The following is a 24,891-nucleotide window of genomic DNA, read 5'->3' as shown; positions in this document are numbered from 1 at the left end:
TATCCTATCATGGTATCATAATATGTAAATAGATTGATAAGGTGGGTGTTTCCTTTGAATCGTGAAAATGCAGATAGGGTTATCCGCTTTTTTATTGTCATTATCGTTGGGGCCGCATCCCTTCTAACCATATACTATGCTTCAAAAGTTATTTACCCATTTATCATAGCTCTGATTATTGCCACTGCTATTAATCCCGTAGTGGGAGTGTTAGAAAGAAAATGGAAATTCCCGCGCACCTTGGCTGTTTTAACCACTTTAATCGTTTTGATCGGGATTTTTACCGGGCTTATCACACTTTTGATAGCCGAGATTGTTGCTGGTGCTTCTTATCTGGCAACAGTCGTTCCTGAGCATGTCGCTACTCTGATCAAATATTTAGAAAAGATGTTTGCAAACCAAGTAATCCCATTTTATAACAAGCTGGCCGGCATGTTCCAAAGCCTGGACAGCGGCCAAAGGGATACGATCATGAACAGCATTGACGAGACTGGCGGACGAATTACGGAGAGCGTGACTGCTTTCCTCCAAAACTTTTTTCTTAAATTACCTGGCCTTGTATCATGGATTCCAAACGCCGCCACAGTACTCATTTTTTCCTTATTAGCCACTTTCTTTATCAGTAAGGATTGGGAGAGACTATCCGTTCTTACCAGTCGCCTTCTTCCGGATAAAGTGAAAAGCAGCGGCATAAGAGTGTTTGCTGATTTGAAAAAAGCCCTTGTTGGATTTGTCAAAGCACAAATCACACTGATTTCCATCACTCTTGTTATCGTATTGGTCGGCCTATTGATTCTACGCATCAATTACGCTATCACCATAGCACTTATTCTAGGCTTGCTTGATTTACTGCCATATTTGGGAACCGGAACAGTATTTGTACCATGGGTTATCTATGAAGCAGTAACAGGCAATATTGGGCTTGCTGTCGGGCTCGGAATTCTATATACAGTTGTAATAGTCCAGCGCCAATTGATGGAACCAAAAATCCTTTCTTCCAATATTGGCTTGTCTCCTTTAGGAACACTCATGTCTCTATTCGTAGGCTTTAAACTGATTGGGTTTCTCGGACTTATTTTAGGACCTGTAACATTGGTTTTACTCACTACTCTTCATAAGGCCAATGTTTTTCGGGATATTTGGGCTTATATTAAAGGTCCCCCACAAAACATTACGAAATAAAAATTCCAGGAGCCAGCAGCTGTTCGTACCTTGCGAAAGTTGCCGGCTCATTTATTTCATGGAAATTATCATGATGGGTAAACTCTTCCAGCATCAATCGGTGTTTTCTTCTCCTGATAATCGAGATAAGCATTTTTTCAATCTGTTCTGTCACGAAAAAAAGAGCTTCCGCTCTTTTTTTACCGATATATATAAATCTGCTTTCTTGAAAACCATCTTTTAAAGATTTTCAACAGAACAGGCTGAATCATTCTTCTTGTAGGCGGAAGGATAAGCAACAGCCCTGCAAAATCTGTAACGAAACCCGGTGTCAATAGAAGCAAGCCCCCAAACAAAACACAAACACCCTCAATCAGCGCCTCTCCAGGAGGATATCCGAATCTCATTTGCTCCTGCATTTTTCTCAATACTCCCAAGCCCTGCTGTTTTGCAAGAAAAGCACCGAGAATCCCAGTTGCAATAATAAGAGCGATTGTTGTGAAGCCCCCTATGGTTTTGCCTGCCAAAATGAACAGACCAATTTCCAAAGCTGGGACGACAATGAACAAGAAAAGTAAAAATCTCAAATTTTGTCACTTCCCTAGTGGTCTTTACTCTATTATATCATAAGACCTCATAGAACACTCGCATGACCGTTGTACACTACTCCGCGGATGCCATCGACAGTTATTTCCTGCCCATCATGAAAAATGCTCGTTGCATTGTCGACTCCTACTATGACCGGAACCCCAAGATTGATTCCAACTACAGCTGCATGGCTCGTCAGTCCACCTTCTTCCACAACAAGAGCTGAACATTTTTCAAGAGCCGAAACCATTTCTTTATCTGTTCCAATGACAACCATAATGTCGCCTTCTTCTACTTTTTCTAAAGCTTCGCGGGCATTTTTAACAATGACTGCTTTTCCATAAGCAGATTTTCTTCCAATTCCTTGTCCTTTTGCCAAGACATCCCCAACAACATGCACTTTCATTAAGTTCGTTGTCCCCGCTTCCCCAACTGGAACCCCTGCTGTGATAATGATGAGGTCTCCATGCTTTACTATACCAGTGTTAAGACTCTCGGTTACTGCTAGATCAAGCATCTCATCTGTTGTTGTCACCTTTTCACCAACTTGAGGCGATACCCCCCAAACCAAAGTCAGACGTCTGGTTACTCCCACACTGGACGTTACAGCAACAATCGGTGCTTTTGGCCGATACTTGGAAATCATTCTAGCTGTATGACCGCTTTCTGTTGGTGCCACAATGGCATTTACACCAAGGTTGATTGCAGTGTGAGCCACTGATTGGCAAATAGCATCCATCATATTGTGTTCATTATACTTGCTTACTTGAGAAAGAATTTCTTTGTGGTTCAGTGCTTTTTCCGCCTCAAGGGCAATATTATTCATGGTTCGGACAGCTTCCACTGGGTAAGCTCCCGCCGCGGTTTCTCCAGAAAGCATGACTGCATCTGAACCGTCAAAGATGGCATTCGCAACATCGCTTGCTTCCGCTCTTGTCGGCCTCGGATTTCTCTGCATGGAGTCGAGCATTTGGGTAGCAGTGATAACCGGTTTACCAGCTTCGTTACATTTTTTAATCAGCCGCTTTTGTACCATAGGGACCGATTCAGCCGGAATTTCCACACCCAAGTCTCCTCTAGCGACCATAAGTCCATCCGATACTGCCAATATTTCATCAATATTGTCGACGCCTTCTTGGTTTTCGATCTTTGGAATGATATACAAATGAGGAGCATCATTTGTTTCCAGCAGCTGTCGAATCTCGAGCACATCAGAGGCCCTTCTTACAAATGAAGCCGCGATGAAGTCAACCCCTTGCTCTATTCCAAAAAGAATATCCTTTGCATCTTTTTCCGTAATTCCAGGCAGATTGACGGAAACTCCTGGGACGTTTACACCTTTTTTATTTTTTAAAGTTCCGTTATTCAAAACTTTTGTTTTTATTTCACTAGACTCTTTTTTCAAGTCGATTACTTCAAGCTCAATTAATCCATCATCTAGTAAAATTTTTGAACCAACTTGTACATCATTGATCAAACCGTCATAAGTAACAGATATTTTTTCATTCGTACCTACTACTTCTGCCATGGAAACAGTAAGGATATGACCAGTTTCCAGTTCAATAGCTCCATTTTCCATATCATGTGTTCTGATTTCAGGACCTTTTGTATCAAGCAGGATTCCAATTTCCTTGCCAGCTTTTTCCGCAGCTTTACGAATGTTAATGATGCGCTCACGATGCTCATCCTGGCTGCCATGTGAAAAGTTCAGTCTGGCAACGTTCATTCCTTCCTCTATCAATTGTTGAATCAGTTCGGGGCTTTCACTTGCCGGTCCGATCGTACAAACTATCTTTGTTTTTTTCATTAATACTCCTCCTTGTTGAAAGTCATCTATATAGATAATTCTTTCGATAATTGATATAAGTCATGATCCATATGCTTCGGCTTATCAAAAACAGTCAGCAAATCAGCATCTACTACTTTACCTGCTTCAATTCCGACAGCCCGTCTTCCTTCTCCAGCCATCAATAATTCAACTGCCCTTGCTCCAAGCCTGCTGGCAAGAACGCGGTCAAACCCTGTTGGTGATCCACCTCTTTGAATATGGCCAAGGACAGAGACTCTCGTTTCCAGCCCTGTTTTTTCTTTTAAGTTCTCTGCAAATTCAGCACCGCTCGCGACTCCTTCAGCAACAATGATAATGCTGTGTTTTTTCCCTCTTCTAAGCCCATTATCAATCCGATTAGCGACATCTTCTATATCGTAGGATTCCTCTGGAATAAGGATTGATTCAGCGCCGCCGGCGAGTCCTGCCCAAAGTGCAATGTCACCCGCATCCCGTCCCATTACTTCAATGACAAATGTTCTTTCATGTGATGTTGCAGTATCGCGAATTTTGTCGACAGCATCCAACACGGTATTCAATGCAGTGTCAAATCCAATTGTATATTGGGTTCCAGGTATGTCATTATCTATTGTTCCTGGCACACCAATGCAAGGAAAACCAAGTTCGCTAAGCGCTCTAGCTCCCAAATAGGAGCCGTCTCCTCCTATTACGATTAATCCTTCGATGCCATGTTTTTTCAAACATGTAATGCTTTGCTTCTGGCCTTTAATTGTTTTGAATTCTTCGCATCGGGCCGACTGCAGGATTGTACCGCCCCTATGGATAATATCACCAACTGATCCAAGCTCCAGTTTCTTTATATTGCCCGTTATTAATCCACTAAAGCCTTGGTATATACCGTACGTTTCAAGCCCATGGTAAATTGATTTTCTTACCACTGCACGGATGGCCGCATTCATTCCTGGAGCATCTCCACCACTTGTCAATATCCCTATCTTTCTCATCTGAGTCACTCCATTGGACAAAAAATATGTATTTTTGAATAGACTTTATATGTTAAAAATACCATTTCATCATGCTATTAACAAATTTTATATAGGAACAGGGATCAAGAAGGTCGAAATGGCTTGTTTAACCCAGCGAAATGTGGGCTTAGCAGACTAGAATTTCAGGCGGTTGCTGGTGACGTTTTTTTTGATAGCCGCCCCATAAATGTACCATTTAATTCTAATTGATGCCTGTGTTGCAAAACACACCTTTTACGGGGACGTTTAGTGCTGATTGGAAACCGTTCATTTCGATTGTTGAGTTACGAAATACACGATTGAATACATTAAAAAAGAGGCTGGGACATAACTAAAAAGATCAACCTAAAAGACGAATGATTTATAGAAATTAATAGCTTTAAACAAGAAAATCCGAACTGATTCAATTTCTCCTAGAAGAAATTTGAATCAAAGTTCGGATTTTCCTTTACCTAAAATGGTTCTGTCCCAGCCTCTTAATTTTGAACATTTTCATATTCTTTTTGTTCAGCATATTTACCCATCTTTTTAAATTTCTCGTAACGATCTTTTATAAGGGTATCGGAGTCTTGATGAATAAGCTCCTTCAAAGCTTTTTTCAGGACTTTGTCAATCTCTTCCGCCTGCTTTTGGATATCTTTGTGGGCCCCACCTCTTACCTCAGAAATGATTGCATCAATGATTCCGAGATCCTTCAGATCAGGCGCAGTGATTTTCATTGCTTCTGCCGCCTGCTTCGCCAAGGAAGCATCTTTCCATAAAATACTTGCCGCCCCTTCAGGGGTAATGACCGAATACGTGGAGTTTTCCAGCATATAGATCCGATCTCCGACTCCAAGACCCAAAGCTCCTCCGCTTCCTCCTTCTCCAGTGACGATACAAATAATCGGCACCTTCAAGCCGGCCATTTCAAAAAGATTCCGTGCAATGGCTTCACTCTGTCCCCGCTCTTCCGCTGATTTTCCCGGATACGCTCCTTTTGTATCGATGAAGCAAATAACAGGTCGGCGAAACTTTTCAGCCTGTTTCATCAAACGTAAGGCCTTACGATAGCCTTCCGGATGCGGCATCCCAAAATTCCGGCGAATATTTTCCTTAGTATCCCTGCCTCGCTGGTGGCCAATCACAGTCACTGGAAGACCTTTGTATTTAGCAATTCCACCTACAAGGGCCTGATCATCGCCATACAGCCTGTCTCCATGAAGCTCCAGAAAATCAGTAAATAAATGCTCAACATAATCAAGCGTTGTCGGCCTTTTAGGATGGCGGGCAAGCTGAACACGGTCCCAAGGACGCATATTTTCATATATTTCTTTCTCAAGCACTTCCAACCGGGACTCCAGTTTGTCGATTTCATCTGACAAATCTACATCCGAGTTTTTCGTGAACTCTCTTAATTCCGCTATTTTTTCTCGAAGTTCAAGCACAGGTCTTTCAAATTCCAGCTCGTTCACCATGCAATATCACCTACTTGTTGATGAATTTCAAGCACTGTCGTCAGCTTTTCCTTCATTTCAGAACGCGGGATGACTGCATCAAGCTGACCATGATTTAATAGGAATTCAGCCGTCTGGAAATCATCAGGAAGTTCTTCCCTTATGGTCTGCTCAATAACACGCCGACCGGCAAAACCGATCAAAGCCCCTGGTTCCGCAAAATTAAAGTCGCCAAGCGAAGCGAAGCTTGCCGAAACCCCTCCTGTTGTAGGATGAGTCATGATAGAAATAATTAAACCGCCTTGATTGCTGAGCATTTTAAGTGCCGTGCTCGTTTTAGCCATTTGCATTAAAGATAATATTCCCTCTTGCATCCTGGCACCACCTGAAGCAGTAAAAATAATGAATGGCACTTTTTTTTCAGCCGCAGCTTCAATAGCTCTCGCGATTTTTTCACCTACAACCGAACCCATACTTCCCATACGGAAACGGGAATCCATAATAGCTGTTACCACTTCAATCTGATTAATTGTCCCTGAACCAGTAAGGACTGCTTCGTCCATCTTTGATTTTTCTCTATCCTGCTCCAGCTTCTCTAAATAATTCGGAAAACCAAGCGGATTTTCTGTTGCTATTTTTTCATCAAATGGCACAAAGGACCCCTCGTCAAACAAGCTTTCAACTCTTTCTTGAGCCGTCATTCTGTAATGATGACCGCAATGAAGGCAGACCTTGTTATTCTTCTGGAGCTCTTTCGTATACATAATCTTCTTACATTCCGGGCATTTCGACATAATTCCTTCGGGAACATCCTGCTTGGCAGATTCAGAAGGAATGGTTGCGTATTTCCTTTTCTTTGGCTTTGCATTCTTTTGCTTTGAAAAAAAATCTTTAAGCACAGCAGGCCCTCCTTTCAAATCAGAAAAGTGCAAGCGCCTTGATAAGCCTCGGCAAGACAAGAAGCCTCCCTCGTAAATGTACACAATACGTTTAGAGAAGCTCTTGTTCTTGCGAGCTAGGCGACACTTGTTGTAGTATCAAAGATTCTGTAACAATCTGGTCGTCTGAATAATGGACAGTTTTCCTATCCTTTTATTTTTCTAAGGATTGAACACGCATAGGAAAGACCGGCCTTCAAATCGGCACGGCCTTTCCTTTGTTTCCAGTATAAACTTATTTATCTTTACCAATAACAGCGAGTTGCATAGTCTTTTCCTTGATCTTATCTGGATCCACTTTAATACGTGCCACTCCTGATTCCATAGCAGCTTCGGCAACCGCAGCCGCCACATAAGGGGCAACCCTCGGGTCAAATGGTCCTGGAATGACAAAATCAGGAGACAGTTCGTCTTCCGAAACCAAGCTCGCTATAGCCTCTACTGCAGCCTGTTTCATTCTCTCATTGATCTTTGTAGCTTGTACGTCAAGCGCTCCGCGGAAAAGTCCAGGGAATGCCAATACGTTATTGACCTGGTTCGGGAAGTCAGATCTTCCTGTTCCGACTACTTTCGCACCCGCAGCCTTGGCAACATTAGGCATAATTTCTGGATCCGGGTTGGCCATAGCAAAAATAATCGGATCTTTTTTCATGGAAGCGACCATTTCTTCTGTCAATGCACCCGCTACAGATACCCCAATAAATACGTCAGCATCCTGGATGACATAGGACAAGTCACCGTCAAGTCGATCACGGTTAGTGAATTTGGCAACTTCTGCCTTCACTTCATTCATTCCTTCTTCACGGCCTTCATAGATTGCCCCTCTGGAATCACACATGATGATGTCTCGAACACCGTAGCTATGAAGCAGTTTAATAATCGCAATTCCCGCTGCACCGGCTCCATTTGCCACCACTTTTATTTCAGACATTCTTCTTCCTGTAATTTTCAATGCATTCATAAGACCAGCTACTGTAACAATGGCTGTACCATGTTGATCATCATGAAAAACAGGGATGCTTAATTCTTTCTTTAATCTATTCTCGATTTCAAAACAGTTTGGAGCTGCTATATCCTCAAGATTCACTCCGCCGAATGTTGGTTCAAGCAGTTTAACTGTTTGGACAATATCATCTACATTTGTTGTATCTAGGCAGATTGGAAAAGCATCCACACCGGCAAAACTCTTAAACAATACTGCCTTACCTTCCATAACTGGCAAAGCTGCCTCAGGGCCGATATTTCCCAGTCCCAACACTGCTGTTCCATCAGAAACTACAGCAACCATGTTGCCTTTCATTGTATAATCATACACAGTTCCTGGATTTTCATAAATTTCCTTACATGGCTCAGCAACACCAGGGGAGTAAGCTAGACTCAAATCTTTTGCATTTTTCACTTCAATTTTGGACTTTGATTCAAGCTTCCCCTTATGTAATTTGTGTATATGCAATGCTTCATCACGCAATGACAACAATATTCACTCCTTCATACAAACCATACCCAGTTTTTTATACACCAATAAAAAAGCTTATAAAACAATATACCATATTATCGTCTATTTGAGAAAATTATTTTAACTTTACACAATCTGCTCCAAGAAGTCCGCTAATCTCTTTCAAACATGTATCAGTAGGATCAACGCGCTTTTTATCCCCTAGCTTGATCATTTTATTTTCTTTCTCATAATAGAGGATGACCCGTGTTTGTCCTGGATATTTCTCAAAAATGGAATGCAGTTTATTTAATATAGCAGGCACTTGCATTTCAGCTGGAATTTTCACATACAATGTCTTCATTTGTTCGCTGACGTTATCTTTCAATTCTCTTACTGAAACAACTTTTTGAACAATAAACTGAATGGCACCTTTACGCTCCTCCACATTTCCACTGAGAAGAACAACTTCTCCCTGCTTCAATAATTCACTGCTTCGCCTGTAAACGTCTGGAAAAACAACCCCTTCCAACTCCCCTGAAGGATCGCTCATCGTAATAAAAGCCATGACGTCGCCCTTTTTCGTACGGATTGTTTTGACTCCAGTCAAATAAATACCTACTGATCTATTTCTTTGCCCCGGTTCCAGATGAATCAATTTGGCGGCACCAGCTGATAGGAATCCTTCTTCAAAGGCAGTTGCCGGATGACTGGATAAAAAAATCCCAGTCGTTTCTTTTTCAAATGCCAGTTTGTCTGGAAGCAGCATCGGCTCCGCTTCCACATACATCGGTTTTATCTGAAACATCTCTTCTTCGATGAAAAGATCCGATGTACTACTTGAAGGTCTCATCAGTTCAGCGTGCTCAACAGCTACTTGAAGCGTCGCAAGTAAAACAGCTCTGTCTTTTCCGAATTCATCAAAGCTGCCCGCATATATTAACGACTCCAGTATTTTTTTATTGATGATTCTTGGAGACACCCGAAGGCAAAAGTCAAACAGGTCTTTAAATGGGCCTCCTTCTCGTGCCTGGACAATCTCTTTCATTGCAGCAACACCGAGTCCTTTAACTCCTCTTAAACTAAAGCGAATCCCTCCTTTTTCAGCAAGAAAAGGAAAATGGCTTTTATTAATGGACGGAGGAAGGACGTCGATTCCTTTTTGCTTAGCTTCCGCGGTATAAAGAGCAATTTTGTCCTCGTTTCCTATTACAGACGTCAAGAGAGCAGCCATGAAATATTTTGAATAATGAGCTTTTAACCAGGCAAGCTGCCAAGCAATAAAACTGTATGCCACTGCATGACTGCGGTTGAAACCATAATTTGCAAAACGAACAATTAAATCGTATGTGGTATTGGCAGTATGCTGGTCGTATCCTTTTTCAACTGCTCCGGAGACGAACCGCTTCCTCTGCTGGTCGAGGACTTCACGCTTCTTCTTACTAACAGCTCTTCTAAGAAGATCAGCTTCCCCTAGAGAATAGCCGGAAAGCACCGCCGCTATTTGCATGATTTGTTCTTGATAGACAATGACTCCATACGTGAAATCCAAGATTGGCTTCAGATCAGGATGAGAATATTCAACTTTCTCTTCGCCATGCTTTCTTTTAATATAAGTCGGGATGTTCTCCATCGGTCCCGGCCTAAAAAGCGCATTAACCGCTACAATGTCTTCGAACTCTGTCGGCCGAAGTTCTCTTAGGACCTTTCTCATCCCTTCAGATTCCAGTTGAAAAATTCCGGTCGTGTCACCTTTTTGCAGTAACTGAAATGTTTTTTCATCTGCAAACGGGATATTCTTTAAATTAATCGTTTTCCCTGTATGGATTTTAATACTTTTGATCACCTGCTCCAAAAGGGTTAGATTCCGCAGCCCCAAAAAGTCCATTTTCAGGAGGCCTATTTTTTCCAGATCTTCCATAGGAAGCTGTGTCACATACACACCATCTGGTCCTTCTTTGATCGGAATAATGTTCACGAGCGGTTCCTCGCTAATGACTACCCCAGCAGCATGGATGGAAGTATGTCTTGGAAGTCCCTCCAACTTTAATGCCGTCTCAAACATCAAATGGTTTTGCTCAGAGGATGCAATCATGTCTCGCAATCCTCCAGATTCTTGAATAGCTCCTGCCAATGTTTGACCGAGACGGGATGGTATCATTTTCGAAAGCCGGTCGATCTCTTTCGGGCTTAAACCAAAAACCCTCGCTGTATCACGAAGCGCAGCCTTCGCAGCAAATGTTCCAAATGTAATAATATGAGCCACATTCATTTTTCCGTATTTGTCAGCCACATATTCGATTACCTCATCACGACGGACGTCCGGAAAGTCGATATCAATATCCGGCATGGAGATTCTTTCTGGATTCAAGAATCTCTCAAACAATAGGCCATGTTTGATTGGATCAACATCCGTAATTTCAAGCACATAAGAGACAAGTGATCCCGCTGCCGATCCACGACCTGGCCCTGTCAAAATCCCGTTCTCTCTCGCATACTTCATAAAGTCCCATACAATCAGAAAATAATCATTAAACCCCATTTGGTTGATGATTTCCAGTTCATACTTCAGTCTTCTTTTGTATTCAGGACTATCGATTCCCCTTTTCTCTAACCCTTTTTCACATTGAACCAAAAGCATGCTTTGCGCTGTCTGGTTTTCAGAAACGGGATACTTTGGCAACAGATGTCTGTCTGTTTCTATGAGGACGTTGCATTCTTCGGCAATCCGAAAGGTATTTTCAAGTGCTTCCTTGTACTCGGAAAATAACTCACACATGTCTTCCTTGCTTTTGAAATAATATTCTCCGGTTTTATTTAATTGTTCATCCGCAATGTCCAGCTTTTCTCCATCACGGATCGCCTCAAGACACGTATAGGCAAAGTGATCCTCTTTATCTAAATACCGAACATCATTTGTCACAACCGTCTTGATTCCCAGATCCTTTGCAAACTCATCAATGACCTTAATAAAACCAGACGAAGGATTAGCTTGATGGTCCTGCAATGAAATATAAAAGGAGTCCTCATCAAACGTAGAGATGTAGCGCTCTGTAGCTGTTCTTGCCTGTTCCAGGTTCCCTTCCTTCAAGAGCTGCTCAATTTCTCCCCTGATTCCTGGTGTAATAGCAATTAGTCCCTCGCTGTATGACCTAAGCCATTTCCATGAAATGGTTTTATCTTGCTGTATTTGAATAGCACTTGAGATTTTTAAAAGGTTGGTATAGCCTACATTGTTTTTGGCCAATAAAACCAAAGGATACGCCTGCTGTTCTTCCACTGCCACATCCGCAGTCATCCCGATAATTGGTTTAATCCCTGCTTCCTTGCAAGTTTGATAGAAAGACAAGACACCATATAAAACATTATGATCTGTGATGGACAAAGCATAGTAATTGTTCTTCTTCGCTTCCTGAACCAACTCAGAGATGGAAACCGTACTTGACAGCAAACTGTATGCAGTAGCTATTTGCAATTGAACAAAGTTCAAGTGATTTACCTCATTTCTATCCGATACTTCCTGTCAATAAAGTTCAAATGGAATATTCGTTCCCCTCTATTATAACCTTTATTTTTACATACATTAACGGTTTGTCCCATATAAGTAATAACAAAGGAAGAATAATTTAATCTTTGGGGTTGGTAATCATGCAAGAACCATTTTTTCCAGCTTTTTTTAATAGTTATTTTATTGCTTTTGGAGTCATGCTTGGAGGCTCTTTGATCGGCGGATTAGCTGCTTTTATTACTGGAGCACCGTTGTTGGCCGAAATAGCCAACATAGCGGGACGGGTAAGGATTTGGGCCATCATTGCAGCCATTGGAGGTACCTTCGACACAGTGTATAGTTTTGAAAAAGGATTTCTGGAAGGTGGTACAACTGATCTGTTCAAGCAATTTTTATTGATATTGTCTGCAATGGGCGGTGCCAAAACAGCCTCCTTGATCATTTCTTGGCTTACCCAGGAGCACATATCATGAGAATTCCTCCATTGTATCGCCATCCGGTATGGCAGCGTTTTTTTGCAGGTGCTGCTGTCGGTGGATGCATTAGCTGGCTTATCTTCCTCTTCATATTTGGAATTGCCCAGCAAAAAAATAGTACAATCATAGAAAGGCAAGCTATCCGGATCAAAGAATTAAATGGCTATATTCAAATTTGGGAAGAGGAATACCAGGAACTGAATAAAAAGAATGAAGAAATGCTGATCGTCCAAGAGATTGATGTGAAAATCCAAAACTTTGAACGATACGAAATCCGTGACCGCCAAAGTATTTATGAAGCAGAGGAATCCATTAAAGAGGATTTAAAATCGCTGATCGCCAAAGATTTGACAACCGCTTATAAAAATAAAGAGATTATAAAAAAGACGGTTGAAAATAAAACATTGAACATAAACGGAAAGCAATACAGGCTGATCGTCAATGAGTTATATTTTTACACAACGATCAGCCTTGTATTGGAATTGAAACTGGCTGACTAAGAATCGGCCATTAATTTTGTCTGCACACCGCTTCTATATCTTCTATCACTTCTTTTGCTTCGTCCCATGAGTAAACCGAAGCTCCTGCCGCAAGAGGATGCCCACCGCCATTATATTTCATGGCAATTGTATTGATGACTGGCCCCTTTGAACGCAGGCGAACACGGATTTGATCATCTTCTTCGATAAAAAAGACCCATGCTTTGATTCCTTTTGCCATCCCCAAAGAGCTTACAAGCTGGGATGCCTCTGACGGGAGAATTCTGTATTCTTCAAGGGTTCCTTTGTGAATGGATATTACTGCCGCTCCGTCTTCATTCATTGTGAAATTTTCCAACACATATCCCTGCAGTTTAATCATGTTTGGTTCTAGCTCGTACATGCTGTTATACAGAAGTCCCCGATCAAAGGAATAACCTATTAAATCTTTAGCGTATTCAAATGTTTTCTTTGTGGCACTCGGATATAAAAACCGCCCGGTGTCCCCGACAATTCCAGCATATATTAATCTAGCTGCTTCATCGGTCATTATTAAACCTTCATCGCTAAATGTTTTATAAAATTCATAGATCATTTCACTTACGGAAGATGCTTTCAAATCAACCCATAAAATATCCCCGTACGGATCTTCATTTGGGTGATGGTCGATTTTAATCAGCTTATCACCTAAATGATATCTTGAATCGCAGATCCTTTCCTGGTTGGCTGTATCACAAACGATGACCAAAGCTCCTTTGTACACCTCATCAGAAACAACATCTGGTTTACGTAAATAATCCAAGGATGGATCATGTTTTCCTACAGCATAAATCTGCTTGTCAGGGAAGGATGCTCTCAAAATTTCAGCTAATCCTCCTTGGGATCCATAGGCGTCAGGATCCGGACGGACATGGCGATGAATAATGATGGTATTATAGCTTTTGATAGCTTCAAAAATCTCTTCTTTCATAAGAAGCTCCTTTCACCTTGCACAATCAAGGAAGTTCATGAAATATTCGCTATTGGGCAAGTAGCATTTATAATTGATTGACGTTACAATAAAATGGATGACCAGTTATTGATTTGGAGGATGGAAAAATGCCATTTTTAGTTTTTCTGATCATCTTGTCAGCTTCGTTTTATATTTACTATAAAATAAAGTACTTTCGAAGCAGACGGCCGATGGAAAGAAAGTTGCTCAGCGGAAAATCCAGCATGGCCCTAGGTCTGTTTGTTGCATTATTTGGATTAAACCAGCTTTTTTTGTTCAGTACAACAACAACCTATATTGTTGCTGCCATTTTTATTTTACTGGGATGCGCCAGTGCATGGGTGGGATTTAAATCTTTCCGCCATCATATTCCATATGTAAAAGAGGAAGCGAAACATTTTGATGGACAAACCCGCTGAATTGAAAAGCCGCTGAAAAGCGGCTTTTTATGTTGGAACCATTTATTAACGGCGCGTCACATTTATTTGTGAAAAAGCGCGCTCCCGTGAGCGGGCATAACCGAAAACACGGGCATCCTTCCCATGATCCCGCTATCCAGCAAATCTGGGCCTTTGATGATGTATCAAAGGCTTTTTTCTCGAACTCAGCTTGATAAATCTCACCACCTACAGAGTGGGAGACTTCTACTGAATGAAGTTAAAAACCCAGGCGCTTCAGTCCAATACAACGAGTACCTGTACTTTCCGGAATTATCGATCAATCAAGCGGCACATCATCAGCGCTTTCCCAACAATTTCTCCATTATTGAAGGCTTCAACATCCACTTTCCCGAATTTACGGCCAGCTTCCAATATTCTAGGGACAACTTCCAGAGTTGTATCCATTTGGACCGGTTTCAAGAAATAAATAGTCATGCTTTCAACAGCAAGCTCTCCTTTTTTCTGTAGCCTGAATAGTCTGTTGGAGGCCTCGGCTATAATGGACGAGAAAACTCCGTAGGAAATTGTTCCCAGCTGACTGGTCATCTGCGGAGTCACCTCGAATGTAAAGGAAGGCTCCCCTGCATATTTGCTGTTGGAAAGCTGTTTTGAGATTGTGTCATCAATCGTTTCTCCTACCTGTGGCTGACGCTGGATCATTTGCAACGCTTTCAAGACATCTTGGCGACTAATGATCCCTTCAAGTCTTTGGTGCTCATCTACAACCGGAAGCACCTCGATTCCTTCCCAAATCATCATATGGGCGACTGAGGCTACGCTGGTTTTTCTGCCAACAGAGATTGGATTCTTCGTCATCATTTTATCAATGCCTGCATCTGGATCCTGCCCGATGACGTCCTTCCCAGTGACTATCCCTTGTAGCTTATTGTTCAAATCAACTACCGGATAACGGCTGTGATCGGACATTTCCTTCTTTTTATACCAGTCTGATACTTTTTCCTTTGTTGTAATCGTAATGGTATCTTCAAGAGGAATAAAAATATCCTCAACCAGAATAATTTCTTTCTTGATTAACTGGTCGTAGATAGCCCTGTTGATCATAGCAGCCACAGTAAAAGTGTCATAACTTGTTGAAATAATTGGCAACTCCAACTCATCCGCAAGCTTTTTCACATGGTCTTCTGTATCAAAGCCACCAGTTATTAAAACTGCAGCACCAGCCATTAATGCGTATTCGTGGGCTTTTGTCCGGTTTCCAACAATCAACAGATTATTCGCACCCGTATACCTCATCATTGCATCAAGTTTCATGGCGCCAATCACAAATTTGTTGAGCGTTTTATGAAGGCCGGCTCTTCCACCCAATACTTGGCCGTCAATAATATTAACAACCTCTGCGTATGTGAGCTTCTCTATATTCTCTTTTTTCTTCTGTTCTATCCGGATCGTTCCGACCCGTTCAATTGTACTTACATACCCCTTGTTTTCAGCGTCTTTTATAGCTCTGTAGGCTGTTCCTTCGCTGACATTCAACGCTTTTGCAATTTGCCTTACAGAGATTTTTTCCCCTACAGGCAATCCGTCAATATGCCGAATGATTTGTTCATGCTTTGTCGACAAGCTTTTCACCCTTTTCATTTACCGTACAATCATTAAGATTATTATATAGTGAAAAGCCCGGTTCATCAATTTTCTCTTTCTTTTAGTTTGCTCTCATGCGTTCCTTTCTTTTTCTGTCCCCTGCTGAATTCTCAGCATATCTCTTTCTATGTCTATGAGGAAATAGAAGAGCTGCCAGGTTCCCTGCAAAAACAAGGATTGCAAACGCCAGCCAACTTACTGCAAATATCCCTTCCATCCCTGAAGCTGCTGGGTCTATTCGAGGTACTGCAAAGTAAGTCAAAGCGGAGCAGATTAGAAGGCAGAGCAAATAACGGTTATTCATAAAATCCCCCCTGCATAAACTAATGGTATTAATATATGCAGAGGGATTTGCTTATAGCTCGATTAAATCCCCAGGGTTCATAACTTTCCCGTTAATATTCTCTTTTAGTAATTCGATAAAGCGCTGTGGGTCCTGCTTAATAGGCGGGAATGTATTGTAGTGGATTGGGACAACTGTCTTAGCCTGTACAAATTCTGCTGCCAGCGCAGCATCCTCCGGCCCCATTGTAAAATTGTCACCAATCGGCAAAAAGGCCAAATCAATAGGATGACGCTCTCCAATCAATTTCATATCCGAATACAGCGCGGTATCTCCAGCATGATAAATCGTTTTCCCTTCCGACATCAATAAAACTCCGGCAGGCATGCCCAAATAAATGATTTGTTTATCATCAGTAAAAATAGCAGAGCCGTGAAAAGCTGGCGTGAATTTTACTTTCCCAAAATCAAATTCATACGCCCCTCCAATATGCATTGGATGCGTATTCACACCTTGCCACCCTATGTATGTTGCAAGTTCATTCGGTGCAATTACGAGTGAACCGCTTCTTTTAGCAAGCTCAACAGTGTCACCGACATGGTCGGAATGTCCATGCGTTAAAATAATCACATCAGGATTTTCATTCTCTGCTTTTAAATCTGTCAATTCATTTCCAGTAATAAAAGGATCAATTAAAATTGTTTTCCCATTTGTTACAACTTTCACCACTGAATGCCCATGATACGAGACTTTCATCTTACTGCAACACTCCTTTAATTAAAATCCCTATCCAATTGATTTCGAGATAACTTGCTTTTTTCCTTCCTGTATTCCGATAGTTTTCCTTCTTATTTGTTTCTTTCACTATCTAGTGCTAATCTCAAATTAAGTAATTGAAATCAAGGGGATGTTAGTTATGAACTCCAGGTTAGAAAAATTAATCTCATGGCTGAAGGACCAACAAATTGATGCAGCCTTCATCTCTTCGCCGGATAATGTATTTTATCTTACCAGATTCAGATGTGAACCGCACGAACGGCTGCTTGGGCTCGTCGTCTTTCAAGACAATGAACCTCTTCTCATTTGTCCAGGTATGGAAGTAGATGATGCAAAGAGCTCAGGTTGGGATAAGGAAATTCTCGGATATAGTGACTCTGACAATCCGTGGAACCTTGCAGAAGAGCGAATAAAAGCGCGTATTCCAAAGGTACAGTCGTGGGCAGTAGAAAAGGATCATTTGAATGTGAGTAGATATGAAGAACTGGCAAACAGGTTTGAATATACTCATTTTGTGAATGCTGATCATATCTTAAACGAATTGCGCCTTGTCAAGGATGAACAGGAAGTTGCAGCGATCAAGAAGGCATGCGAATTAGTAGATTTTGCTGTCGAAGTCGGTGCTAACGAACTGGCGGAAGGAAAAACAGAGCTTGATATTATTGCTGCCATTGAATATGAAATCAAGAAAAAAAGCGCTGGAATGTCATTCGATCCTCTCGTCCTAGCTGGAGCGAATGCTGCCTCACCACACGGAATCCCCGGTTTGACGAAAATAGAACGGGGACAGCTTGTATTGATGGATTTAGGAGTCATTTACAACGGCTATTGTTCTGATATTACTAGGACACTCGCCTTCGGGGAAATATCCAATAGACAAAAAGAAATATACGATACGGTTTTAAAAGCTGAAGAAGCAGCAGTCAAATTAACAAAACCAGGGATAAGAGCAAAAGAACTGGATCAAACCGCCAGGAATATTATCAGAGATGCTGGCTTCGGAGAATATTTCACCCACCGACTCGGTCATGGTCTCGGAATCAGCGTACACGAATTCCCTTCCTTAACAGAGACCAACGAAATGAAACTGGAGACTGGAATGGTATTTACAATTGAGCCTGGAATCTACATCCCAGGAGTTGCCGGGGTGCGCATTGAAGATGATGTGCTTGTAACAGAAAATGGCGTTGAAGTTTTAACCCAATATCCAAAAACTTTACAAATCATCGAATAAAGATGTGAAAGTGTGCAGGAAACGATTTATGAAGCAAAAAATATGGAGATCGTGCGGAATCTCATTTCATTGTGCGAAATCTCGCTTAATCGTGCGATCTTTTCGTTTATCGTGCGATTTCCTATTTAATCGTGCGACCTTTTCGTTTATCGGGCGATCTTTTCAATTATTGTGCGATTTCTCGTTTTATCGTGCGATTTTCCTAATTATCGTGCGAAACACCATTTAATCGTGCGAATGATTTCACTTCTTTTTCAAAATCAAGGCAATTAAAAGCACTGGCGGATTTCGATCCCCGCAGTTGTTTTTACTTCAGATAACAAACTTGAGCTCATATAAAAACCCAAGAAGACAAAGATTGCCTGCTTGGGTTTTCTTCAGCGCTTATGCGCTTTTCTTTATTAAAGCAATTCTTTTGCGTCAACGAAATCGTATCCGAGATCATCAGCAACTGCTTTGAATGTAACTTTTCCATCAAGAACGTTGATTCCTTTGAATAGAGCTTCGTTATCTTGGCAAGCTTGCTTGTAGCCTTTGTTAGCGATTTGAAGCGCATAAGGAACTGTTACGTTAGTCAATCCCATAGTTGATGTTTGTGGAACAGCGCCAGGCATGTTAGCAACTGCATAGTGAACAACGCCATGTTTTTCATAAGTTGGGTTGTCATGAGTTGTAACTCTGTCGCTAGTAGCGAAGATACCGCCTTGGTCGATCGCGATGTCAACAAGGACAGAACCTGGAGACATGGATTTAACCATTTCTTCTGAAACAAGTTTAGGTGCTTTCGCTCCTGGGATAAGAACCGCACCAACAACTAGGTCGGATTCTTTAACTGCGTTAGCAATGTTGAATGGGTTAGAAACCAATGTTTTAATATCGTTGCCGAAAATATCGTCAAGCTGACGGAGACGGTCAACACTCAAGTCGATAACTGTTACATCAGCACCAAGCCCAACTGCCATTTTCGCAGCGTTTGTACCAGCTTGTCCACCACCAATAACTGTTACTTTTCCACGTTCTACACCTGGGATTCCAGCAAGAAGTTTTCCTTTTCCTCCATAAGTTTTGGAAAGGAATTGAGCACCGATTTGTGTAGCCATTCTTCCTGCAACTTCACTCATTGGAGAAAGAAGTGGAAGTGAGCGATTTGGAAGCTGTACAGTTTCGTAAGCAATCGCAACAACTTTTTTCTCTACAAGAGCTTTAGTTAATGCTGGTTCTGCAGCAAGATGCAAATATGTGAAAAGGATAAGTCCTTCACGGAAATAGCCAAACTCTTCTTCAAGAGGTTCTTTAACTTTCATAACCATTTCTGCGTCCCAAGCTGCTTTAGCACTGTCGACAATTTTCGCGCCAGCTTCAACATACTGCTCATCAGTAAAGCTTGAGCCTAGCCCTGCACCTGTTTCAATATGTACTTCATGGCCTGCTTGTGACAATGTATAAGCTCCAGCCGGTGTCATAGCAACACGGTTTTCGTTACTTTTAATCTCCTTAGGTACACCAATAATCATATTACTTCCTCCTAACATGTTCTAACTATCACAAATAGAATATATCACTTTAATTCAGTTAACGAAAGCCCCCTGAGAGAACATTTTTGTGAACAACACAGAGGTGTTGTCGAAAACACCTCTGTACACAGTATTTTAACCTGCTTTTTATTTATTATTATTTAATACTTCCGTAATTGTCGAAATAATAAAATTGACATCTTCGTCAGTACATGAAAGCGGAGGAGATAGAGTTAAAATGTTGTTATATCCGGCAACAGTGTCCCCATTTTTACCAATAATCAAACCTTTCGCCCTGCACTCTGCAATAATTTTTCCGACCCTTTCGTTCGTTGCAGGCTCTTTGGTTTCCTTGTCTTCTACCATCTCCATTCCCATTAAAAATCCTTTGATTCGGATGTCGCCGATGTAAGGATGATCATTCAGCTCAGCCAACTCAGTTTGTAGGCGCTCTCCAAGCTCAGCGGAACGAGCCACTAGATTTTCTCTTTCCATAATTTCCAAGTTTTTCAAGGCTAAGGCACAAGCTGCTGGATTTCCGCCAAATGTGTTCACATGGCGGAAGTGGCTGTTTTCTTCACTCTTTTTAAAAGTTTCATAAATGTCTTTTCTAACAGCCGTGACGGATAACGGCAAGTAGGCACTTGTCAAACCTTTAGCCATTGAAATAATATCTGGTTTTACCTTATAATGCTTGTGTCCGAACATCTTGCCAGTTCTGCCAAACCCGCAAATAACTTCATCAATGATCAACAAAACGCCGTACTTATTGCAAATCTCTTGAACTTTTTCCATATAAATCGGATGCGGTACGATAATCCCACCACCAGTGATGAGAGGCTCCATAATGATTCCGGCGATTGTTTCTTTTTGTTCCCAGATGATTTTTTCTTCAAATTCATGCGCTTTTTGAATGTTGAACTCCTCAACGGACATGCCTGCAGGCCTTCTATAGCTGTCTGGCGGTGCAACGTGTAAAAATCCAGGTACTAATGGTTCATACTTATATTTTCTTAACGCCTGGCCGGTTGCCGACAATGCCCCCATGGAACTTCCGTGATAGGCGCGGTAACGAGAGATAAATTTAAATCTGGAAGACTCACCGTTCTGCTGGTGGTATTGTCTCGCAATCTTAAAAGCAACCTCATTGGCGTCAGACCCACTGTTTGAATAGAAAATCATGTAGTCGTCATCCAAATATTCATTTAATTTCTCCGCCAAGTCGATGGCAGGCTGATGACTTTGTGTCATCGGAGTATAAGTCATTTTGATCATTTGATCATAAGCAGCTTTTGCCAGCTCTTCCCGTCCATATCCGACGTTTACGCACCACAGCCCCGCCATCCCATCCAACACCTTGTTTCCTTTGTGATCGGTCATCCAAGCCCCTTTCGCTTCTGTAAAAACTGTCGGTGGGCTCGCTTCGTTAAATGGAGATATATGATGCCACACATTTTGGCGGTCTCTTTCAACCAATGTATCCGTTTTAACTGATGTCATCGTTTTACCCCTTTCCTTTTTAAGCTTGGGTTCTTCCACAATTGTATGGATAGACCAAACCGTCTATGTGTTTTTATGTTAATATCAAATGTGCCTTGACGTATTTACACCCAGATTTTATTAAGCTTCACTCGATAAATCCCCTCTGAAAACCTGTGGTATCTGCCGGAGGGTTTAACTTTTTTCAGCCAGGGTTTGCCGCCACTGAATGCAAACCTATATGCATTCATCTCACCCCCACAGAAGTGGGAGACTTCTACTAAATAAATCAGCCTTTTTAAGTCTAATTACCGATTAGGAAGCATTACCTGAATTATGACTTTACCAGTTTAAGACTAATAGAATGGCAGATTAAACGGAAGCCGTAATTCTATACTATTTTTCGCAAGCCCCACTTATTAGGAAGAGTTAAGGCCGCCAATTAAAGGCGGCCAACCTTCATCCCTGTATTAATATGCATGCCTTTGGGTAACCATTTTCTTACGTGTATAGAACTCGATTCCATCGCGTCCATTTGCGTGCAAATCTCCGTAGAAAGATTTCTTGTAGCCAGAGAATGGGAAGAATGCCATTGGAGCAGGAACACCCAAATTAATTCCAAGCATACCAGCATCAATTTCCTCTCTGAACTTACGGATAGCTTTGGCACTGTCTGTGAACAAGCAGGCGCCGTTTGCAAAATCAGATTTGTTCGTTAATTGGATTGCCTCATCCAAATCTTTAACGCGAATGACTGAAAGAACAGGAGCAAAGATTTCCTCTTTCCAGATTTTCATATCGGTTGTTACGTTCTCAAAGATAGTCGGTCCGACGAAGTAACCGCCTTCCGATAAAGATTGATCTTCACGTCCATCGCGGACAAGTGTTGCGCCTTGCTCAATTCCTGATTCGATGTAACCGAGTGTTTTAGCTTTATGAGAGTCACGAATAACTGGTCCCAAGAAAACACCGTCTTGCATTCCGTCACCCATTTTGATGCTGTCAGATTTTTCAACAAGCTTTTTCACAAGCTCGTCCGCAATATCGTCAACTGCAACAACAACCGAGCACGCCATGCAACGCTCTCCTGCAGAACCAAAGGCCGCATTAAAGATGTTATTTGCAGCAGAATCCAAATCTGCATCTTCAAGGACAATCGTATGGTTTTTGGCTCCTGCCAATGCCTGAACCCGTTTGCCATTTGCAGTGCCTGTTTTGTAGACGTATTCGGCAACTGGTTGTGATCCAACAAATGAAACAGCCGGAATATCAGGATGCTCCAAAATTCCATTTACAATATCATGTGCACCGTGTACGATATTGAATACTCCTTCAGGAAGACCTGCTTCATTCAGAAGCTCTGCCAATCGATTTGCCAAAAGCGGTGTTCTTTCGGATGGTTTCAGGATGAATGTATTTCCAGCAGCAATCGCAAGCGGGAACATCCAGCATGGAACCATCATCGGGAAATTGAACGGAGTGATTCCTCCAACTACTCCAAGCGGATAACGGTACATTCCGGATTCAATATTTGTTGCAATATCAGGAAGTTGATGTCCCATCATCAATGTTGGCGCTCCTGCAGCAAACTCCACACACTCAATTCCTCTTTGAACTTCACCATATGCTTCAGCAAAATTCTTGCCGTTTTCGATGGTGATCAATTTTGCCAGTTCGTCCCACTCATTGATCAATAACTGGTGATACTTAAAAAGGATTCTCGCCCTTTGCGGAACCGCGGTTTTCCCCCATGTCTTAAATGCCTTTTTTGCTGCGGTTGTCGCCTCTTCTAAATCCTCCTTTGTAGAAATTGGAACACGGGCAAGAATTTCTCCAGTTGCCGGATTTGGAACATCTTCATATTTGTCTGTCTTTGATTTAACCCATTGTCCATTTATAAAATTCGCAAGTGTTTTCGTCTTTTCAGAAACAGTACTCATCTTTTTATCCTCCTAAGCTTAGTAATATTTATATTTGACTCATTCTTCCTTTCACTTCATAATCAATTTTACAAACTATTCGCTTTTAAATCATTAGACATTATGTAAAATCATCGTTCTATTTCATTTAACATATTGGAGGCCGTCGCCATGATGAATGAATTCACATTGAAAGTAAAAGATATTTTTACAAGAGGTCATTTTAAGCGCGCCAAAATACTTGCTGGATCCGGCGGCCTTGACAGAGTGATCCGATGGGTCCACGTTTTGGAAGTGGAAGACTTTGGCTCCCTCATTCATGGAGGTGAGTTGATTTTAACAACTGGTGTCGGACTCCATCTTGACGTCTCCACTCAGCTAAAATTTGTCCAACAATTGATCGCTTCTAAGGCAGCCGGAATTTGCATTGAAAAGGGACCTTATTTTCAAGAGATTCACGAAGATATTTTAGAGCTTGCCGAAATCAATCATTTTCCTATTATCATGTTTGAAGAGACTGTTAAATTCGTTGATATTACGCAAGAGCTTCATAGTTTGATCATTAATCGGCACCATGATCTGCTAAGCTACTTAGATTCTTCTTCAAGAAAGTTTATTGAGCTATCTATGTCTTCAAACGGCATTTTAAAAATACTTCATGAATTGTACGATTACTTTCACCGGACTATTATTTTCGTTCCTTTACAAGGCAAAAGCTTCTATTATCCATCTGATCAAAAATACTTCCACGATTTGTTATTGGATTACTTTCAAGGAGCAGAAACGGAGTCCTTCTCTCAACGAATGCTTACAATTGATAATGAGTCATTTGTTTTCATGCCGGTTGAGGGACTTGGCCAAACCTGGGGCTACTTATGCCTTCATGCCTCTGATGATGCACCAGAAGAATTTCATTTTTTAATTTTGGACAGGGCTGCTCTCGCTATTGCCCAAATTCTTTTGAGAAACAGAACGATTGAAGAAAGAAAACAGCATTCCGAAGACAAATTTGTAAGAGCTGTACTTCAGGGCAGGGATTACAACACTGACGAGTTAATCAGCCATTTGCCATTTGTAGGTCCTGACATGGGATATCGGGTTTTTGTCATGGAGATTCAGCCGCCTGAACGGATGATCAGTGAAGAAGAATGGGAAGATATAAAACTACAAAGATCATTGATGATCCGCGGGTCTTTCAAAAGATTCGGATTTTCCCCCGCTGTGTCAGCAACTAAAGAAGAAATTGCTGTTATTGCGGCATTCCCAGCTAATGCTCACGAGAAAGGTAAAGAAATGCTGACACTTTTAATCCAGCACCTTCTACGAACGAAGGAACAAAAGGTGCTTTTGGGGAATAATAAGATTTACGGAGTTGGACGGGAATACCAGCACATTGACCAATTATCGAGTAGCTACGCAGAAGCAAAAGAAGTAGTGGCTTTAAATCAATCAAACCTCAAAGAGAAGATGATCACTTATGACGATATCGGGATATATAGACTGCTCCTTCCCTTGAGAAAGAGCGGTGAATTATCCTCATATGTGGAAGATTATCTTGGTCCTCTTCTGGATTACGACTCCAAAAATGACAGCGATCTCTATGAGACACTAAAAGTCTATTTTGCTTGCGGCGGATCGAAAAAAGAAGCAGCAAAACAGCTCTTTATCGTGAGGCAAACACTTTATCATCGACTCGATAAAATTGAGCACTTACTTGGAAAGGATTATATGGACTCAAATCGAAGAATCGCCGTAGAAGCAGCGATTAAGGGTTATGAACTGATTAAGAAGTCTTGAATAAAAGAGGAAAAACATCA

The 24,891-nt window shown here is 41.6% G+C and carries 21 protein-coding genes; 6 read left to right on the top strand and 15 right to left on the bottom strand.

Translation table 11 applies throughout. From position 1 onward, the window contains the following. Positions 1 to 54 precede the first annotated feature (54 nt). Positions 55 to 1,182, top strand: coding sequence for a sporulation integral membrane protein YtvI (gene ytvI / locus H9631_RS09245; protein ID WP_191812063.1), 1,128 nt, complete (start codon positions 55 to 57; stop codon positions 1,180 to 1,182). Here ytvI and H9631_RS09240 read toward each other — a convergent pair. The 8 genes from H9631_RS09240 to dnaE all read right to left on the bottom strand — a co-directional run bounded on the left by H9631_RS09240 (position 1,172) and on the right by dnaE (position 11,862). Next, a complete protein-coding gene (locus H9631_RS09240; RefSeq protein ID WP_191812061.1) occupies positions 1,172 to 1,336 on the bottom strand; it encodes a hypothetical protein in 165 nt (54 codons plus the stop codon). The genes ytvI and H9631_RS09240 overlap by 11 nt on opposite strands. 25 nt (positions 1,337 to 1,361) lie before the next feature. Next, the gene (locus H9631_RS09235) at positions 1,362 to 1,748 is read right to left on the bottom strand and encodes an FxsA family protein (protein WP_191812059.1); all 387 of its coding nucleotides are present in this window, start codon (positions 1,746 to 1,748) and stop codon (positions 1,362 to 1,364) included. A gap of 47 nt (positions 1,749 to 1,795) precedes the next feature. Beyond that, on the bottom strand, positions 1,796 to 3,556 hold the full coding sequence (gene pyk / locus H9631_RS09230) for a pyruvate kinase (protein WP_191812057.1): 1,761 nt from the start codon (positions 3,554 to 3,556) through the stop codon (positions 1,796 to 1,798). Positions 3,557 to 3,582: 26 nt separating this feature from the next. Next, on the bottom strand, positions 3,583 to 4,542 hold the full coding sequence (pfkA, locus tag H9631_RS09225) for a 6-phosphofructokinase (RefSeq protein ID WP_191812055.1): 960 nt from the start codon (positions 4,540 to 4,542) through the stop codon (positions 3,583 to 3,585). Between the two features lie 497 nt (positions 4,543 to 5,039). Next, positions 5,040 to 6,020 carry an acetyl-CoA carboxylase carboxyl transferase subunit alpha gene (accA, locus tag H9631_RS09220; RefSeq protein ID WP_191812053.1) on the bottom strand — a complete coding sequence of 327 codons (981 nt, stop codon included), beginning with the start codon at positions 6,018 to 6,020 and terminating at the stop codon, positions 5,040 to 5,042. Then, complete coding sequence (accD, locus tag H9631_RS09215; protein WP_191812051.1) at positions 6,014 to 6,898, bottom strand: acetyl-CoA carboxylase, carboxyltransferase subunit beta; 885 nt, start codon at positions 6,896 to 6,898, stop codon at positions 6,014 to 6,016. The genes accA and accD overlap by 7 nt, the downstream gene beginning before the upstream one ends. A gap of 274 nt (positions 6,899 to 7,172) precedes the next feature. After that, on the bottom strand, positions 7,173 to 8,411 hold the full coding sequence (locus H9631_RS09210; protein ID WP_191812049.1) for an NAD(P)-dependent malic enzyme: 1,239 nt from the start codon (positions 8,409 to 8,411) through the stop codon (positions 7,173 to 7,175). A gap of 97 nt (positions 8,412 to 8,508) precedes the next feature. After that, positions 8,509 to 11,862, bottom strand: coding sequence for a DNA polymerase III subunit alpha (dnaE, locus tag H9631_RS09205; RefSeq protein WP_191812047.1), 3,354 nt, complete (start codon positions 11,860 to 11,862; stop codon positions 8,509 to 8,511). A gap of 158 nt (positions 11,863 to 12,020) precedes the next feature. Between dnaE and H9631_RS09200 the strand changes: the two genes are divergently transcribed. Beyond that, positions 12,021 to 12,353 carry a YtrH family sporulation protein gene (locus H9631_RS09200; RefSeq protein WP_191812045.1) on the top strand — a complete coding sequence of 111 codons (333 nt, stop codon included), beginning with the start codon at positions 12,021 to 12,023 and terminating at the stop codon, positions 12,351 to 12,353. Further along, the gene (gene ytrI / locus H9631_RS09195) at positions 12,350 to 12,856 is read left to right on the top strand and encodes a sporulation membrane protein YtrI (RefSeq protein ID WP_191812043.1); all 507 of its coding nucleotides are present in this window, start codon (positions 12,350 to 12,352) and stop codon (positions 12,854 to 12,856) included. The genes H9631_RS09200 and ytrI overlap by 4 nt, the downstream gene beginning before the upstream one ends. Before the next feature lie 10 nt (positions 12,857 to 12,866). Here ytrI and H9631_RS09190 read toward each other — a convergent pair whose 3' ends face one another. Continuing rightward, on the bottom strand, positions 12,867 to 13,805 hold the full coding sequence (locus tag H9631_RS09190; protein ID WP_191812041.1) for a DHH family phosphoesterase: 939 nt from the start codon (positions 13,803 to 13,805) through the stop codon (positions 12,867 to 12,869). Positions 13,806 to 13,933: 128 nt separating this feature from the next. On the opposite strand from H9631_RS09190, the gene H9631_RS09185 reads away from it, so the two are divergent. Then, positions 13,934 to 14,245 carry a YtpI family protein gene (locus H9631_RS09185; RefSeq protein WP_191812039.1) on the top strand — a complete coding sequence of 104 codons (312 nt, stop codon included), beginning with the start codon at positions 13,934 to 13,936 and terminating at the stop codon, positions 14,243 to 14,245. A gap of 291 nt (positions 14,246 to 14,536) precedes the next feature. On the opposite strand, the gene H9631_RS09180 is transcribed toward H9631_RS09185, so the two are convergent. The 3 genes from H9631_RS09180 to H9631_RS09170 all read right to left on the bottom strand — a co-directional run bounded on the left by H9631_RS09180 (position 14,537) and on the right by H9631_RS09170 (position 16,907). After that, positions 14,537 to 15,847, bottom strand: a complete 1,311-nt coding sequence (locus H9631_RS09180) for a CBS domain-containing protein (RefSeq protein WP_191812037.1) — start codon at positions 15,845 to 15,847, stop codon at positions 14,537 to 14,539. An 82-nt stretch (positions 15,848 to 15,929) separates the two neighbouring features. After that, positions 15,930 to 16,172, bottom strand: coding sequence for a hypothetical protein (locus H9631_RS09175; RefSeq protein ID WP_191812035.1), 243 nt, complete (start codon positions 16,170 to 16,172; stop codon positions 15,930 to 15,932). Between the two features lie 51 nt (positions 16,173 to 16,223). Beyond that, entirely contained in the window at positions 16,224 to 16,907 is a 684-nt protein-coding gene (locus H9631_RS09170) for a metal-dependent hydrolase (protein ID WP_191812033.1), read from the bottom strand. 160 nt (positions 16,908 to 17,067) lie between these two features. On the opposite strand from H9631_RS09170, the gene H9631_RS09165 reads away from it, so the two are divergent. After that, a complete protein-coding gene (locus H9631_RS09165; RefSeq protein ID WP_191812031.1) occupies positions 17,068 to 18,162 on the top strand; it encodes a M24 family metallopeptidase in 1,095 nt (364 codons plus the stop codon). 401 nt (positions 18,163 to 18,563) lie between these two features. On the opposite strand, the gene ald is transcribed toward H9631_RS09165, so the two are convergent. The 3 genes from ald to H9631_RS09150 form a co-directional block, all read right to left on the bottom strand. Continuing rightward, entirely contained in the window at positions 18,564 to 19,676 is a 1,113-nt protein-coding gene (gene ald / locus H9631_RS09160; protein WP_191812029.1) for an alanine dehydrogenase, read from the bottom strand. 147 nt (positions 19,677 to 19,823) lie between these two features. Continuing rightward, complete coding sequence (locus tag H9631_RS09155; RefSeq protein ID WP_191812027.1) at positions 19,824 to 21,176, bottom strand: aspartate aminotransferase family protein; 1,353 nt, start codon at positions 21,174 to 21,176, stop codon at positions 19,824 to 19,826. Between the two features lie 449 nt (positions 21,177 to 21,625). Further along, positions 21,626 to 23,095 carry a CoA-acylating methylmalonate-semialdehyde dehydrogenase gene (locus H9631_RS09150; RefSeq protein WP_191812025.1) on the bottom strand — a complete coding sequence of 490 codons (1,470 nt, stop codon included), beginning with the start codon at positions 23,093 to 23,095 and terminating at the stop codon, positions 21,626 to 21,628. A 150-nt stretch (positions 23,096 to 23,245) separates the two neighbouring features. On the opposite strand from H9631_RS09150, the gene H9631_RS09145 reads away from it, so the two are divergent. Beyond that, positions 23,246 to 24,871, top strand: a complete 1,626-nt coding sequence (locus H9631_RS09145) for a PucR family transcriptional regulator (RefSeq protein WP_191812023.1) — start codon at positions 23,246 to 23,248, stop codon at positions 24,869 to 24,871. Positions 24,872 to 24,891: the final 20 nt, after the last annotated feature.

The organism is Bacillus norwichensis, from assembly GCF_014836955.1.
Taxonomy (GTDB): domain Bacteria; phylum Bacillota; class Bacilli; order Bacillales; family Bacillaceae_C; genus Siminovitchia; species Siminovitchia norwichensis.
The sequence above is the reverse complement of the archived record's forward strand: the minus strand, read 5'-3'. Positions and strand labels throughout refer to the sequence as shown.

Coding starts and splice junctions, on each gene's coding strand:
- pyk (WP_191812057.1), bottom strand. CDS start 3,556: ATGAAAAAAACAAAGATAGTTTGTACGATCGGACCGGCAAGTGAAAGC.
- H9631_RS09165 (WP_191812031.1), top strand. CDS start 17,068: ATGAACTCCAGGTTAGAAAAATTAATCTCATGGCTGAAGGACCAACAA.
- H9631_RS09175 (WP_191812035.1), bottom strand. CDS start 16,172: ATGAATAACCGTTATTTGCTCTGCCTTCTAATCTGCTCCGCTTTGACT.
- H9631_RS09170 (WP_191812033.1), bottom strand. CDS start 16,907: ATGAAAGTCTCGTATCATGGGCATTCAGTGGTGAAAGTTGTAACAAAT.
- H9631_RS09150 (WP_191812025.1), bottom strand. CDS start 23,095: ATGAGTACTGTTTCTGAAAAGACGAAAACACTTGCGAATTTTATAAAT.
- H9631_RS09200 (WP_191812045.1), top strand. CDS start 12,021: ATGCAAGAACCATTTTTTCCAGCTTTTTTTAATAGTTATTTTATTGCT.
- ytrI (WP_191812043.1), top strand. CDS start 12,350: ATGAGAATTCCTCCATTGTATCGCCATCCGGTATGGCAGCGTTTTTTT.
- H9631_RS09185 (WP_191812039.1), top strand. CDS start 13,934: ATGCCATTTTTAGTTTTTCTGATCATCTTGTCAGCTTCGTTTTATATT.
- pfkA (WP_191812055.1), bottom strand. CDS start 4,542: ATGAGAAAGATAGGGATATTGACAAGTGGTGGAGATGCTCCAGGAATG.
- accA (WP_191812053.1), bottom strand. CDS start 6,020: ATGGTGAACGAGCTGGAATTTGAAAGACCTGTGCTTGAACTTCGAGAA.
- H9631_RS09155 (WP_191812027.1), bottom strand. CDS start 21,176: ATGACATCAGTTAAAACGGATACATTGGTTGAAAGAGACCGCCAAAAT.
- ald (WP_191812029.1), bottom strand. CDS start 19,676: ATGATTATTGGTGTACCTAAGGAGATTAAAAGTAACGAAAACCGTGTT.
- H9631_RS09145 (WP_191812023.1), top strand. CDS start 23,246: ATGATGAATGAATTCACATTGAAAGTAAAAGATATTTTTACAAGAGGT.
- H9631_RS09190 (WP_191812041.1), bottom strand. CDS start 13,805: ATGAAAGAAGAGATTTTTGAAGCTATCAAAAGCTATAATACCATCATT.